Annotated in this window: 15 protein-coding genes; 3 read left to right on the top strand and 12 right to left on the bottom strand. The window is 61.4% G+C overall.

Features of this window, described 5'->3' with window-relative positions; genetic code table 11:
- The first annotated feature begins 11 nt into the window (after positions 1-11).
- Both AACZ26_RS07015 and AACZ26_RS07010 read left to right on the top strand, forming a co-directional pair.
- Positions 12-491 (top strand): YbaK/EbsC family protein, encoded by a 480-nt coding sequence (locus AACZ26_RS07015; protein ID WP_339620236.1) that lies wholly within the window; start codon positions 12-14, stop codon positions 489-491.
- Entirely contained in the window at positions 491-931 is a 441-nt protein-coding gene (locus tag AACZ26_RS07010; protein ID WP_339620234.1) for a hypothetical protein, read from the top strand. Before AACZ26_RS07015 ends, AACZ26_RS07010 begins: the two co-directional genes overlap by 1 nt.
- 128 nt (positions 932-1,059) lie before the next feature.
- On the opposite strand, the gene AACZ26_RS07005 is transcribed toward AACZ26_RS07010, so the two are convergent.
- The 5 genes from AACZ26_RS07005 to AACZ26_RS06985 all read right to left on the bottom strand — a co-directional run bounded on the left by AACZ26_RS07005 (position 1,060) and on the right by AACZ26_RS06985 (position 5,689).
- Positions 1,060-1,209, bottom strand: coding sequence for a hypothetical protein (locus AACZ26_RS07005; protein WP_339620232.1), 150 nt, complete (start codon positions 1,207-1,209; stop codon positions 1,060-1,062).
- Between the two features lie 3 nt (positions 1,210-1,212).
- Positions 1,213-1,881 carry a DsbA family oxidoreductase gene (locus tag AACZ26_RS07000; protein WP_339620230.1) on the bottom strand — a complete coding sequence of 223 codons (669 nt, stop codon included), beginning with the start codon at positions 1,879-1,881 and terminating at the stop codon, positions 1,213-1,215.
- Between the two features lie 119 nt (positions 1,882-2,000).
- Positions 2,001-2,945, bottom strand: a complete 945-nt coding sequence (locus AACZ26_RS06995; protein WP_339620228.1) for a type IV toxin-antitoxin system AbiEi family antitoxin domain-containing protein — start codon at positions 2,943-2,945, stop codon at positions 2,001-2,003.
- A gap of 256 nt (positions 2,946-3,201) precedes the next feature.
- Positions 3,202-4,587, bottom strand: a complete 1,386-nt coding sequence (locus tag AACZ26_RS06990) for a glycine--tRNA ligase (RefSeq protein ID WP_339620226.1) — start codon at positions 4,585-4,587, stop codon at positions 3,202-3,204.
- A gap of 55 nt (positions 4,588-4,642) precedes the next feature.
- Positions 4,643-5,689: an aminotransferase class V-fold PLP-dependent enzyme gene (locus AACZ26_RS06985; protein ID WP_339620224.1), complete on the bottom strand. Its 1,047-nt coding sequence runs from the start codon at positions 5,687-5,689 to the stop codon at positions 4,643-4,645.
- A gap of 81 nt (positions 5,690-5,770) precedes the next feature.
- Between AACZ26_RS06985 and AACZ26_RS06980 the strand changes: the two genes are divergently transcribed.
- Positions 5,771-6,733 (top strand): LysR family transcriptional regulator, encoded by a 963-nt coding sequence (locus AACZ26_RS06980; RefSeq protein ID WP_339620222.1) that lies wholly within the window; start codon positions 5,771-5,773, stop codon positions 6,731-6,733.
- Here the strand turns inward: AACZ26_RS06980 and AACZ26_RS06975 are convergent.
- The 7 genes from AACZ26_RS06975 to recO form a co-directional block, all read right to left on the bottom strand.
- The gene (locus tag AACZ26_RS06975) at positions 6,703-7,947 is read right to left on the bottom strand and encodes a cysteine desulfurase family protein (RefSeq protein WP_339620220.1); all 1,245 of its coding nucleotides are present in this window, start codon (positions 7,945-7,947) and stop codon (positions 6,703-6,705) included. The two genes, AACZ26_RS06980 and AACZ26_RS06975, sit on opposite strands and share 31 nt — an antisense overlap.
- Positions 7,947-8,804, bottom strand: a complete 858-nt coding sequence (gene nadC / locus AACZ26_RS06970; protein WP_339620218.1) for a carboxylating nicotinate-nucleotide diphosphorylase — start codon at positions 8,802-8,804, stop codon at positions 7,947-7,949. The genes AACZ26_RS06975 and nadC overlap by 1 nt, the downstream gene beginning before the upstream one ends.
- Positions 8,801-10,366 carry an L-aspartate oxidase gene (gene nadB, locus AACZ26_RS06965; RefSeq protein ID WP_339620216.1) on the bottom strand — a complete coding sequence of 522 codons (1,566 nt, stop codon included), beginning with the start codon at positions 10,364-10,366 and terminating at the stop codon, positions 8,801-8,803. Before nadB ends, nadC begins: the two co-directional genes overlap by 4 nt.
- 2 nt (positions 10,367-10,368) lie before the next feature.
- Positions 10,369-11,658: a quinolinate synthase NadA gene (gene nadA / locus AACZ26_RS06960; RefSeq protein WP_339620214.1), complete on the bottom strand. Its 1,290-nt coding sequence runs from the start codon at positions 11,656-11,658 to the stop codon at positions 10,369-10,371.
- Positions 11,645-12,361 carry an NrtR DNA-binding winged helix domain-containing protein gene (locus tag AACZ26_RS06955; protein WP_339620212.1) on the bottom strand — a complete coding sequence of 239 codons (717 nt, stop codon included), beginning with the start codon at positions 12,359-12,361 and terminating at the stop codon, positions 11,645-11,647. The genes nadA and AACZ26_RS06955 overlap by 14 nt, the downstream gene beginning before the upstream one ends.
- A 170-nt stretch (positions 12,362-12,531) precedes the next feature.
- Positions 12,532-13,344: an isoprenyl transferase gene (locus tag AACZ26_RS06950; protein ID WP_339620210.1), complete on the bottom strand. Its 813-nt coding sequence runs from the start codon at positions 13,342-13,344 to the stop codon at positions 12,532-12,534.
- Entirely contained in the window at positions 13,341-14,069 is a 729-nt protein-coding gene (gene recO / locus AACZ26_RS06945) for a DNA repair protein RecO (RefSeq protein WP_339620208.1), read from the bottom strand. The genes AACZ26_RS06950 and recO overlap by 4 nt, the downstream gene beginning before the upstream one ends.
- Positions 14,070-14,175 lie beyond the last annotated feature (106 nt).

The raw sequence follows: 14,175 nt of genomic DNA, 5'->3' as shown, positions 1-14,175 counted from the left end.
GGAGGCCTCGAATGACCGCAGGAACTGACCGTGTTCGCACGGATGCGGAGCGCCGAGGGATCCCCATCGAGATCATCGAACGCGCCCCCGCCACTTCGCTCGAACACGCCGCAGAACTCCTCGGCATCACACCGGCCGACATCGTCAAATCGCTCGTCGTCAAACGCAGCGACGGCAGCTACCTTTTCGCCCTCGTGCCAGGCGACCGCCAAATATCGTGGCCAAAACTGCGCGCCATCGTCGGCGTCAACAAGCTGCGGCTGCCCGAAGCCGACCTTGCCCTCGATGCCACCGGGTATGCGCGGGGCACCATCACTCCACTCGGCAGCACCACCGCCTGGCCCGTCTACGCCGACGAACGTATGGCAGGAAAACGCATATCCATGGGCGCTGGGGATCACGGGCACACCGCTTGGGTGCTTGCAGATGACCTCATCAGTGGCCTCGACGCGATCGTTGCCGACATCACGACCGAAGCGGGAAGCAACTAATGGCCCTCGACGAGCATCCGAACGTCTTTCGATTTGAATCGCGTACGTGGGTAAGTTCCGCTCCGCGCGACGAAGCACTCGAACAACTTCGGGCCCAACGAGCCTGGGATCGAGAGAACGCCAAGCTGCAGCGCTGGTGGCTCGCGCTCTCCATCGGAGCAGCCGTTGGCGTCGCCGGAGTACTCGCTGTCGGTTCCTCGGCCAATCTCGACCCCACCCTGTACCTGCTGTTGCTTCCTCTCGGCTTTGGCGGCGGAGCCATCATCGCTGCGCTGGTCAACAAACGTTTCAATGCCCCGGATGCCCAACACGCGTCACTGCCGGCGCGCCCCACGACCGTGCCACTCACCCTTGTGCCGTCACGAGTCGCTAAAGCAGCACCAGAGAACGCGAGCGCCGCCGAGATCATCGAATGGTCCAATCGCGGCTTCGTCGGCTAACTCTCTAGGACAGATATCGCACTACGGCAATTGCACAACCTCACGCCAGCGGCGGAATACGTTCCCTGCGGTGACGCGTTACATGCAGCGCGCGCCGCGTCAGTCAGAGCGACGTGACGCGGCAACGACTAGACGAGTCCTTCGTCAATCTGGCGGTTGACGAGCGCTTGAGAACGCTGATCGTCGACGAGACATGCATCGCCTTCACACACACCGACATTGGGCTCACCAACCTGCTGAAGGGCCAAGGTTGGGATTGGCTTCGTTGCGGCATCCATTAGCTATGCATCTCTCTCGGTAAGTACCTGTGTGAGAACGTTAGCGAAAGTTTCGCTTTCTTGCGCGCCCGAAACTCCATATTTGCCATCAATCACAAAGAATGGCACACCCTGGATGCCGTATTGCATCGCCACTTCCATGTCAGCTTTGACCGCCGGCAAGTACTCACTCGACTCAAGTGCGTTGACGACTTCGTCACGATCGAAGCCAATGGATGCCGCGATGTCAGCAAGATCCTCGATACGCCCGACGTGTTCCGTCTTGACGAAGTATGCCTCGAGCAGGCGTTCCTTCATCTCAAGCTGGCGACCGTGAGCCTTGGCGAAGTGCAGAAGTTCGTGGGCTTTCACCGTATTGGTTTGGTGGATGTGCTCGTAGTCGTAATCAAGACCGAGACTTGTAGCGATGTCGGTCACCCGCGTCAGCATTTCCTCAACCTGGGGCATGGGAAGCCCTTTACGCTCGCTCAAGAACTGAAGCGGCGTGCCCTCATACTCGACCGGAGTATCCGGGGCAAGTTCGAAGGAGTGGTACTCAATCTCGACGGCGACACCCGAACTATCTACAGCAGCTTCAAAGCGTCGCTTTCCGATGTAGCACCACGGGCACTGTACGTCGGACCAGATGTCGACTTTTACGGGGGTAATCGAGTCTGCAGCAGTTTCATTCACAGTTCATCTAACGCGTGTGCGGCGCGGATATTCCCGTCCGTTTCTTTTTCGGAAATTCAGGAAACTTCACTGCGGAGCTCTCGCTACCCGCCTGAACACGTGCATCCGTAAGTCGACCGTCACAAGTTTCCTGAATTTCCGAGGATGCACGGGGCGTTACACCTGCTCGGAGGGCGCGGGACAAGGGCCGCATCTAGCGCTCGCGTGACTAGGTTCCACTTGCTAAACACCATGTGCGCACTCACGCTCTTCGCGTAGAAGCCAGCGATCGTCATCTCAGCGCTCTTGACGTGGTCTTCTTCAAAGGTGTGCGAGTGGAACTGTTTGCCGTTGATCTCGAGTCCGACAGTGCCGTCAATCACCACATCAATTCGCTTGTTCCCCACCGGCACTTGTATATCGACCCTGTGCCCAGCGAGCCGCAGCCGAGTACGCGCAAGGCTCTCGGGCAAACTTTCGCACTCAGCAGCGACCCACGATCGAATTCGCCGCTTGTGACCGGGGAGGTCGATGATCAATTTCTCGAAGTCGAACCAGTCGATTCGTCCGGAATGTAAGGCCCAATCTAAAGCGGCGATCGCGGTTTCATGGTTCTCGTCAATGATCACGCGGCGAAGCGCCTCGGTCACACTCACGCTCCAATCGGATCCCGACTCACCGACGACCGGCGGATCCCAATGCAGCTGAACCCCAGGATGTGCACCGAGCGGCTCCCGTCGATTCCATTGGCTACGCAGTCGCGCCGCGTTGCGCGGAACAGAGACATGCAGAGGATGATCGCCAAGCACCCAGCCGCCCCAGTCGCGAATGGCCGAGATTCCCGTGAGGCGTCCGCCGACGCGCACCGCCCTCACTCGCGGCTCCAACTCCTCCAGCGTGGTGTACCAGCCTTGGCGAGCTCGAATCACGTCGCCTCGTTTCACCGCGCGCGTCAAGTCGTAGTCAGCCGCGCCACGGTCGACAAGCTGGCGTTTCTGCGCAAGCCCGCCGAACTCTTCAACCAGCGCCCGCACATCCACCATGCGGCAAGCATCGTCGGTGCGCCCTGTTGGGAGGCTCCGCATCCGGTATTAGTGCACATCAGGTTCGCGCGACCGTTGTGGATGAGCCGCCCATCACGGAAATTCAGGAAAACGCGAAAGCCGCTACAACCGGTGTGCGGAATCTAGCGGGGCGACGAGACCATCGCGCGCGAGTTTCCTGAATTTCCGTGAGGAGCTGCCGCACGGCACGGCACAGCACGGCACGGCACAGCGCTGGTCGCGTTGGCAGCGACAGCCGGTGCAGGCTCTGAGGGTTGCCCCAGAGCCCACCCCTGGGCTAGCAGCCGATGAGCTCCTGCGCGAGGTAGCCGCGCAGCTCCTCGATGGGCATCCGCTTCTGTTCCATCGTGTCGCGCTCACGGATCGTCACCGCGTTGTCGTCAAGCGAATCGAAGTCGATCGTGACACAGAACGGAGTGCCGATTTCGTCCTGACGACGGTAGCGACGGCCGATTGCACCAGCGTCGTCAAAGTCGACGTTCCAGTACTTGCGCAGGTCAGCGGCAACGCCACGTGCCATCGGCGAGAGGCGTTCGTTGCGCGACAGCGGCAACACAGCAACCTTCACCGGCGAGAGACGACGGTCGAGTCGCAGTACGGTGCGCTTGTCGACGCCACCCTTGGCGTTCGGCGCCTCATCTTCGGCATAGGCGTCAATGAGGAAGGCCATGAGGGCACGAGTGAGGCCAAACGCGGGCTCGATGACGTACGGGGTCCAGCGCTCATCCTTGGCTTGGTCGAAGTACGACAGGTCGGCACCGGATGCTTCGGAGTGCGTATGCAGATCAAAGTCGGTGCGGTTGGCGATACCCATGAGCTCGCCCCACTCGCTACCGGCGAAGCGGAAGCGGTACTCAACATCCACCGTTCGCTTCGAATAGTGCGAGAGCTTCTCTTGAGCGTGCTCATAGAAGCGCAGGTTCTCGGGGTTGATGCCAAGGTCGGTGTACCATTTCATGGATTCGTCGATCCAGGTCTGGTGCCACTCTTCGTCGGTTCCGGGCTCGACGAAGAATTCCATCTCCATCTGCTCGAATTCGCGCGTGCGGAAGATGAAGTTTCCGGGCGTGATCTCGTTGCGGAACGACTTACCGACCTGGCCAATTCCGAAGGGCGGCTTCATACGAGCAGCGCCCATGACGTTCGCGAAGTTAGTGAAAATACCTTGCGCCGTTTCGGGGCGCAGGTAGTGCATGCCCTCTTCGTTATCGACGGGACCGAGGTAGGTCTTCAGCAGCCCGGAGAAGTTTTGCGGTTCGGTCCACGATCCGGGCTGACCGGTGTCAGGGTCACGGATGTCGGCAAGCCCGTTAGCTGGCGCGTGGCCGTGCTTCTCTTCGTAGGCTTCAAGAAGGTGGTCGGCACGGTAACGCTTGTGGGTGTGCAGCGATTCGACGAGCGGGTCGGAGAAGACCTCGACGTGCCCGGATGCTTCCCACACCTTGCGGGGCAGGATGACGGCCGAGTCGAGCCCGACAACGTCTTCGCGACCTTGAACGAAGGTCTGCCACCACTGCTTTTTGATGTTCTCTTTGAGAGCGGTTCCCAGTGGGCCGTAGTCCCATGCTGAGCGTGAACCGCCGTAGATCTCTCCCGATTGGAAGACGAAACCTCGGCGCTTGGCGAGGTTGATGACGGCGTCGAGGGGGTTAGGCGTAGCCACAGAAACTCCAATAGTCAGCCGAGCTGGATGCACGGTCGGCGGACGACCAGTTTAGCTAGACACGCAGCGCAGCGATAACCGCCGCGACGTCCTCTTCGGTATTCCAGAGGTGAAAAGCGGCGCGAAGGCGACCGGCGCGACCGGAAGCGGTGATTCCCGCGGCCGCGAGTTTGGCGAGGTCCGCTCCTGATTCATCCGGCCACGTCACGATGGCCTGGTTCTGGCGTTCGATCCCCAACTCGTCGCAGAGCAGGTTGGCGAGCCCAGTGCAGTGCTCCCAGACTTCCGCGATATCGAGGTCGGCGAACATCGCGATGGGGTGCTCGGCGCCGACCCAGGCCTGCCAGGCGGGCGAAACATCAAACCGGCGAGCATCCGCTGCAAGTTTCATGTCGGTGCCGTAGACGCTGCCCCACACGTCATCGCCGGCATACCAACCCGCTTGCACCGGGGTGATGTGCTCGGCGAAGTCCTCGGAGATGGTGAGGAACGCGACGCCGCGCGGCGAACATAGCCACTTGTAAGCGTGGCACACTGTTGCGTCGAATTGGGTGGCATCCACAGGGTGAACACCGGCGGCCTGCGTGATATCGCACAGGGTGCGGGCGCCGTGGCGCTTAGCGGCTGCCGTGATTGCCGCGCTATCGGCAACCTTGCCGTTGCAGGACTGGATGAGCGAGAAAGCGACGAGCGCGGTCGTGTCGCTAATCGCCGCAGCTAGTTCGGCGAGCGGCACGGCTCGCACCTCAAGACCAGGGTGTTGCAAGAACGGGTAGACGATCGACGTGAAGTCGGATTCGACGACGAGCACCTCGGAACCCGCAGGAAGCGAGCAAGCGATGAGCGACGCCATGACAGAGGTTTGCGAACCGATCGCTACCCGTGTGGCATCGATGCCGACGAGTCGCGCGTAGTGCCCACGGGTGCGCTCCACGATGTCGCCGTAGTTCATCGGGTTGCAAGTGGCTGTTGCCCACTGCCCCAGCTTCTCGGTCATTTCGGTGACGGCGGCGCACGTGGGAAGCCCCATGGTGGCAGCCGAGAGGTAGCCGCGGGTATTCGCGAAGCTGTCGATGGCGCTGGCCAGAGCTGGAGAGGTCATGTCTCTATGTTCGTGCTCCCCGATACATGCGACAAGAGCATGATTGGGATACAAAAGATCACGTTTAGTTATGCTTGAAAGATGGATACCACGCCAGACCTCCTCTCGTTGCGCATCGTGCGCGCAATTGCCGAGCACGGCACCATCAGTGAAGCCGCCCGCGTTCTCGGCTACAGCCAACCCGCCCTCAGTCAGCACCTCACTCGCGCCCAGTCGCGACTCGGGCTCGCGCTCGTTGTGCGTTCGGGCCGCGGCGTGCGGCTCACCGAAGCTGGTCGAGCCCTCGCCAGTCACGCCGTCACCGTGCTCAATGCCGTGGATGCCGCGAGCGCCGAGCTCGCAGAGCTTGCTGGCCTGTCGAGCGGAACGGTCCGCATCGCGGCCTTCCCGACTGCGTCGTCGACGCTTGTTCCGCGACTGATTCGTCAGTTGCGGCAGCAGCATCCGAATTTGACGGTGAATTATGTCGAGGCTGAGCCGCCTCAGGCTTTGCAGCTGTTGAGAGATGGGTCCGTCGATCTTGCCATCACCTTCTCCTACCCGGAGGATCGGGCCGACCCGCACCTGTCGACGGATGGCGGACACACGACGGTGCCGCTGTTTACCGAGCCGGTGGTGCTCGTGCTTCCCGACACTCACCCCCTAGCGAATGCCGACAGCGTGAGCTTGGCTGACCTGACAGATGATGCGTGGATTGCGGGCTGCGCTCTCTGTCGTGGTCACTTGCTTGCCCTGTGCAATATCGAGGGTTTCGCTCCGGAGATCGGGCTGCAGACCGATAACGCTCTCGCGGTACTGAGCTTTGTCTCACGCGGCCTCGGTGTGGCGCTTCTCCCCCAGTTGGCACTGTCGTCATTGACGCTGCCGGAGGGTGTGAGCATTCATGCCCCACAGCCGTCGAGCGAGCGCACCATTCAGTACGTGATTCAGCCGGGGGCTACGAGGATTCCTAGCGTAGCGACGACGATTGCGACCCTGACCGCGTTGGGCGGAGATGTCTGGGGACTCAAGGACTACCCGGAGAGAGAGCGCACCGCACGGTAGGCAGTGTCGATTTCGGCGGCGACCGTAGCGAGTTGATTTGCCGTGGTATCTGAACTGAGACTGAAGCGAACAGCGGTCTGGGCGACAGCATCGTCAATCCCGATTGCGGTGAGCACGTGGGAGACGTCATCGCTGCCCACAGCGCACGCTGAGCCTGCTGAACAGATGATGCCCGCGCGGCCCAGTTCGAGCAGCAGGGATTCGCCGCTTGTACCCGGGAAGCAGAATGAGGCGTTGTTTGGTAGCCGCGTGGGCGTTATGGCAGAGCCCAGCGTGGCACGGTCGACGGCGTTGTCGATGGCGCTGTCGACGGCGGCTGCAGTCCCCCACACTTCGCCAGGGTTCACCGCGACACGGGGCGGGCCCGTGACGATCGCGTCGGGAACCCGCGCCAGAACATCAGCGGCAAAGCCATCTCGAAGCCGGGCAATGTTGTGCGCACGCTCGGCGCGTCCCGTCTCAGCCAGTACAAGTGCGTGCGCGAACCCCACGGCCCCCGCAACGTTTTCGGTACCGGAACGCTTTCCGCGCTCTTGTCCACCGCCGTGCAGCACTGGTTCGATACTGCGCCGGCCCTTAACCATCAGCACACCAATGCCTTTGGGCGCGCCGAGCTTGTGTCCGGAGAGGCTGAGCGCATCGACGCCGAGCTCCGCAACGTCGAGAGGGAGCCAGCCCGCAGCTTGCACGGCATCCGTGTGCAGTGGCACCCCCTGCGACCGGCAGAGCTCTGCAAGAGCAGCAATGGGCTGAACTGCACCGATCTCATTATTGGCGTACATCACGGTGCAGAGTGTCGTGTCGGGGCGCAGCGCATCCCGAGCTTCATCAAGGTCGATGAGACCATGAGCATCCACGGGCAGAACTGTGACCTCGAAACCGTGAATGCGGACGAGGTAGTCAACGGATTCCAGCACTGCTTCGTGCTCGATTGCACTCGTGACAATGTGACGGCCGCGTGGGTTAGCGAGCGCAAGCCCCTTGATGGCGAGGTTGTCTGACTCCGTGCCGCCCGACGTGAAGATGACATCGGATGCCCGACAGCCGAGCGAGACGGCGACACTGGTTCGTGCGGCATCCAGAGCGCGCTTTGCGGACTCCCCCAGTTCGTGATGACTGGACGGGTTGCCGAAGTCGCCCGTCAGCAGTGGCCACATCGCTTCGAGCACTTCACGGCGCACAGGTGTCGTTGCTGCTGAGTCGAGAAAAATCATCAGACTGCTGCGCTCACCGCAATGTCGAGACCGAGATCGAGCGATCGAACGCTGTGAGTGAGAGCTCCGACGGAGATAACGTCCACGCCGGTTGCTGCAATGGCCGCGATTGTCTCGAGGCTCACGCCGCCGCTGGCCTCGACAATCGCGCGCCCTGCCACGAGCTCAACACCCGCTCGCAGGTCGTCAAGCGAGAAATTGTCGAGCATGATGGTATCCACGCCAGCGGAGACGACAGTCTCAACCTGGTCGAGTCGGTCAACCTCGACCTCGAGGTGAGTGGTGTGACCGATCCGGGTTCGAGCGAGACGAATAGCCTCTCCGAGTTCGATCCCGGATGCCGCAAGAACCGCCAGGTGGTTGTCTTTCGCCATCACAGCATCTGAGAGACTGAACCGGTGATTGTGACCGCCACCTGAACGCACAGCGTGACGTTCCAGAGCGCGCAGTCCCGGCGTCGTCTTGCGGGTATCGACAACCCGTGCGTGAGTGCCCGCGACTTGCGCGACGTAGGCTGCCGTCTGCGTCGCAATCCCCGACATCCGCTGGGCGAGGTTGAGAGCAATACGTTCGGCGCGCAGTACGGCGCGCGCATTGCCCGAGACGGTTGCCAGCCGCTGGCCTGCAGTGAAGGCGTCGCCATCGCTGGCGTGCAGAGTGACCTCGGCCTGGGCATCCACGAGCTGAAAGGTGCGAGCGAACACCTCGAGGCCGCTGACCACTCCCGCTTCGCGCGCATTGAGCACTGCGGTAGCGGTGGCATCCTCGGGCACGAAAGCCTCACTAGTGACATCGCCCCACGGTGCATCCTCGGCGAGAGCCATCAGGATGACGTTGTCTACAAGTTGTTGGTTCATCGACGGGCCGTCTCTGCTTGGTCTTCTGCTGGAATGAAGTCGCCCGCGACGTTCACTGCAGCCCAGCGCGTGGAGAATGCGAGCTCTTCGCGCGTTTCGGGAAAGTCGGTGCGTTCGTGGGCGCCACGAGATTCTTTGCGGCGGAGTGCCGCAACCACGACGAGGCGAGCCAGGTCAAGCAGGTTGGCATTCTCGGCACCTTCGACGGTGTCGTTCTCCGAGCGCCAGCTCGCAAGAATCGCGGCTGCTTCTTCGAGCCGAGTGGCGTCACGCTCAAGGCCGACATGACTCCACATGAGCTCGCGCAACTGGTCACGAGTGAATGACTCTTTGCCCGTGATCTCGAACTGTGGCTCGAGCGCGTCAACTTCGATGGCACGCTGAGGTTCGTTGAGAGCATCCGCGGCACGCCACGCGAACACTAACGACTCGAGGAGCGAGTTCGACGCGAGACGATTGGCTCCGTGCACTCCAGTGCAGGATGCCTCACCCACGGCATACAGACCACTCACGCTCGTACGGCCAGAGATGTCGGTGCGGATGCCGCCCATCCAGTAGTGCGCGGCAGGCGTCACCGGAATCGGTTCAGTGCCCCAGTCGAAGCCGTGCTGCTCACAGACGGCTGAGATGCCGGGGAACCGAGCAGCGAGAAACTCGGAGCCCAGTGCTGTTGCATCCAGCATGATCGGTCGCCCGCCCTGCTTTTCCATGGCGCGGGCGATGCCGCGAGCGACGACATCGCGCGGGGCGAGTTCGCCGTCGGGGTGAACATCGAACATGAAGCGCTTGCCGTGCTCATCGAGCAAGGTTGCTCCTTCGCCGCGAACGGCTTCGGAGACGAGAGGGTTGCCCGGCACGGCCAGAGACGTCGGGTGGAACTGGAAGAACTCAACATCGGCCAGTGCCGCGCCGGCGCGGTACGCCGCGGCGACACCATCGCCCGTCGTGACAAAGGGGTTCGTCGTGTGCTTGTAGAGCTGACCCGCCCCTCCGCTTGCGATCACGACAATGTCACCGTCAATGACGCGTGAGCGGCCATCCGGAGCGATGACATCGATGCCGGTCACTCGCGGCTTGCCATCGGCACCCGTCTCCGTCACCAGATCACGCATGAACGTGTAGGCATAGGTTTCGACGGCTAAGGCTCGAACTGCCCGCAAGAGCGCCACTTCGATCGCAAGCCCGGTGGCGTCTCCGCCAGCATGGATAACGCGACGCGATGAGTGCGCCGCCTCATGTCCGCGCGCGAGCTCACCGTTGGCAATACGGTCGAATTCCACGCCGAGCGCAATAAGTTCTTTAACGCGCAGCGGGCCCTCACTGCACAACACTTCAACGGCATCCCGCTCGCACAGTCCTGCGCCGGCGATCATCGTGTCCGACACGTGACTGGCCACCGTGTCATCCGGGAATAGCACCGCAGCAATACCGCCCTGCGCATATTTGGTGTTGCTCTCCGCGAGCTCCGCCTTCGTGACGAGAACCACCTCGTGGTGAGAACTCGCACGATACGCGGTAATGAGCCCCGCGATCCCGGTGCCCACAACAATGACCCGTGCCACGATTACGCTTCTTTCGTCGCGACCGGAGGCTTCGCGGCGAGCATCCGCTCCAGGGCCACACGTGCAGGCGCTGCCACATCGTCCGCAACAGAGATTTGGTTGAGAACCTCACCCCGCACGAGACCCTCAAGCACCCACGCGAGATAGCCGGGGTGGATGCGGTACATCGTCGAACATGGGCACACGACAGGGTCGAGGCAGAAAATGTTGTGCTGCGGGTACTCGGCAGCAAGGCGGTTGACCATGTTGATCTCTGTGCCGATCGCGAACGTTGTCGGTTCGGTTGCGGCAGCAACGGCCTTCTGGATGTAGTCGGTCGAACCAGCCTCGTCGGCGGCATCCACAACAGGCATCGGACACTCGGGATGCACGATCACGCGAACACCGGGGTGCGCAGCGCGGGCCTTCTCGATCTGGCCGACGTTGAAGCGCTTGTGCACACTGCAGAACCCGTGCCACAGCACAACTTTTGCCTCGTTGAGTGTCTCAGCGTCGTTACCGCCGAGTGGCTTGTTCGGGTTCCACATCGGCATGAGATCGGTCGAGATACCCATCGCCTTCGCGGTGTTGCGCCCCAAGTGCTGATCCGGAAAGAACAAGACGCGCTGACCGCGCTCATACGCCCACTCCAGAACGGTGGCAGCGTTTGAACTCGTGCACACGATGCCGCCATTACGACCGCAAAAACCCTTGAGCGCAGCAGACGAGTTCATATACGTCACCGGGATGATCGGCACACGGCCATCGGCATCCGGCTCGGTTCCGTAAATTTCGGTGAGTTGCTCCCAGCACTCCTCAACCGAGTCGATGTCGGCCATGTCAGCCATCGAACAACCCGCAGCGAGGTTCGGCAAAATGACAGCCTGGTTCGACTTCGCGAGGATGTCTGCGGTCTCGGCCATGAAGTGCACACCGCAGAACACAATCGCCTCGGCGTTGGGCACGGTCTGCGCCGCGTTCGCGAGCTGGAACGAATCGCCGAGGAAGTCGGCGTGCTGCACGACCTCGTCACGCTGATAGAAGTGGCCGAGCACAACCGCACGGTCGCCCAGCGTGGCCTTCGCCGCGATAATGCGAGCATGAAGGTCTTCATTTGACGCCTGCTGGTATTCGACCGGCAACTGCCCCTGTCGTGGCGCGCCAGTCGGAATGACATCGCCCATGGACGCTCCGGGGCCGTAACTCGGAACGCCGAGGTCAAAAGTCCACGGACCATCAGCCAATTCAGGAGCGCAGGTTTCCCCGTCGCCCGTCTTCGTGATGCGCTGAATAGTCGAATCAATGGATGACACGAGTGCTCCCTGTCTTTAGATGGCCGAGCGGGCCGTTGTCGACGAGCTCAACGCCCTCGTCATAGCGGTACAGCCTCGGAGGCCGGTGACGCCCTCCCGAGACAACGTGATCAGTGGGAACCAGCGAACCTGAATTCTCAATCTGACGACGAAAATTGGCGGGATCGAGTTGCTTTTGCAGCACGGCCTCATGCACGATGCGAAGCTCGCTCAAGGTGAAAGTCTCCCCCAAGAATGCTCGCGCGATGCGCGAGTACTCCATCTTGGTGCGCAGGCGCCACAGGGCGTAGTCGATGATGACGTTGTGGTCGAAAGCAAGCTGGGGAAGGTCATCGGCGGGGAACCAGCGAACGTTCTCGCCCTCGGTTGCACGATCAGCTTCTTCTTGGCGAACGAGCGCCCAATAAACCACCGACACGGCGCGCCCACCGATTGAACGCTCAACGTCACCAAAGGCGTAGAGCTGCTCAAGGTAGGCCGGCTCTAAGGCTGTGGTCTCGAGAAGGTTGCGGGCGGCAGCATCCGCGAGGCTTTCGTCATTGCCGACCCAGCCACCGGGCAGAGCCCACTGGCGGGCGTAAGGTTCACGGGTGCGACGCACCAGAGGAATCCAGAGCGCGCTCTGGCCAGACTCAGGGATAGGACGTAGCGCGAAAATCACGGTGGAAACCGCAAGCGAGATTGCTTGTTCACTCTGTTTCATCGCCACTCCCTTCAGTAAGAGTCATGCTGACCTGAACACAGAATACACCTTAAAGTCACCATGACCAAAAGGGCTCCGAGAACCTCCCGCCGACCACACAGAACCAGCACAGCTGGGGCGGATTGCGAGCAGACTAACCACTCTGGCCCGCGGGCCATCGGGCGGTCTAGTTACACGCTGCCACTTGTTGGTGCGTCGACGGCCCCGCCGAAACGACGAGAACGACTCGCATAAATCCGAATCGCTTCCCACAGGTCTTCGCGAGTAAAATCGGGCCACAACGTGTCAAGAAAGACCATCTCGGCGTAGGCACTCTGCCACGGCATGAAGTTGCTCATCCGCTGCTCCCCCGACGACCGAACAAACAGGTCGACATCAGGCAATTGTGGCTGATACAAGCGCTTCTGAATGAGCTTCTCCGAGACAGCGGAGGGCTTCAGTCTGCCAGCCGCGACATCATCGGCAATCGAACGCACGGCATCCGCGATTTCGTTGCGGCCACCATAATTGACACACATCGTAAGCGTCAGCGTGCTGTTCTTCTCAGTCAACTTCTCGGCGAACTGCAACTCCTTGATCACCGAAGTCCACAGGCGTGGGCGTCGCCCCGCCCAGCGGACACGCACACCCCACTCATTCAGCTGATCGCGGCGGCGGTGAAGAACATCCCGATTGAAGCCCATGAGAAACCGAACCTCTTCAGGCGAACGACTCCAATTTTCAGTCGAGAATGCATACACACTGATGTGTTTCACCCCGATCTGGATCGCGCCAGCCACAACATCGAGCAGGCTCGCCTCCCCCGCTTTGTGACCTTCCACTCGCGTGAGACCACGCGCGTTCGCCCAGCGACCATTGCCGTCCATGACGAGCGCGATGTGCTCAGGCACCGACCCCTTCGGCAGTGCGGGAGGATGGATGCCGGTCCAGTCCAGAGGACGAAATTCCACGGCATCTTTGTGAGTTTTTGCTACGCGGCTCATGCGCTCCGATCCACATGCTGAATAGAGCGAAGACTGCGCTCTAAATGAAACTGGGCATACGCGGCTACGATGCCACTGGCCTGCGAACGCGAACGCTCATCGGCAGCCTCGGCGACATCCCACTGACCAGCGAGCAGCGCGCCAAGCAGCTCAAGAGTCTCGGGGCTGAGCCGTGGCGAACCGGGCGGGGCAACCTCATCGGCAACGACACCACCCATTTGCGCGACAAAGACCGAGTGCGGCCCAGGAGCACCCGTCACCGCGCAGTCAACGAAACTGGGGGCCCAACCCGCGATCGACAGACTCCGCAGTAAATAGGAGTCGAGGGTGAGGCTCGGGTTGTGCTCGCGCCGCGACAGGGACCTCAGCGCGCCAACCAGCAACAAATATTGCTGGAGAGAGCCGTCGTCATCCGTCACTTTGTCTGCCGTCTCCACCATGACGCTCGCAGCTGTGTAGCTGGCGTAGTCGGCGGTGATATCTGAGCCGTAGGAGCCTAAGGACTCAGCCTGCTGGATGATGTCGAGACTGCGACCGATATAACACTGGATATCGGCGACCATGAAGGGCTCCAATCGCGAGCCAAACTTGGAGGCTGTGCGACGAACCCCCTTGGCTACCGCTCGGATCTTGCCGTGCTCTCGCGACAGCATCGTGACAATGCGGTCTGCTTCGCCCAGCTTGTGGGTGCGTAGCACGACGGCTTCATCACGATAGGTAGGCACCCCACAAGTATCCTCCGCTTGCCGCAAGTTTGCTGAGCGACAACCCGTGCCGCCCCTTCGGAAACTCAGGAAATCTGACTCCTCCGCCCGACGAATTACTGACACC

Source organism: uncultured Salinibacterium sp. (assembly GCF_963974405.1).
Lineage (GTDB): Bacteria > Actinomycetota > Actinomycetes > Actinomycetales > Microbacteriaceae > Rhodoglobus.
The sequence above is the reverse complement of the archived record's forward strand: the minus strand, read 5'-3'. Positions and strand labels throughout refer to the sequence as shown.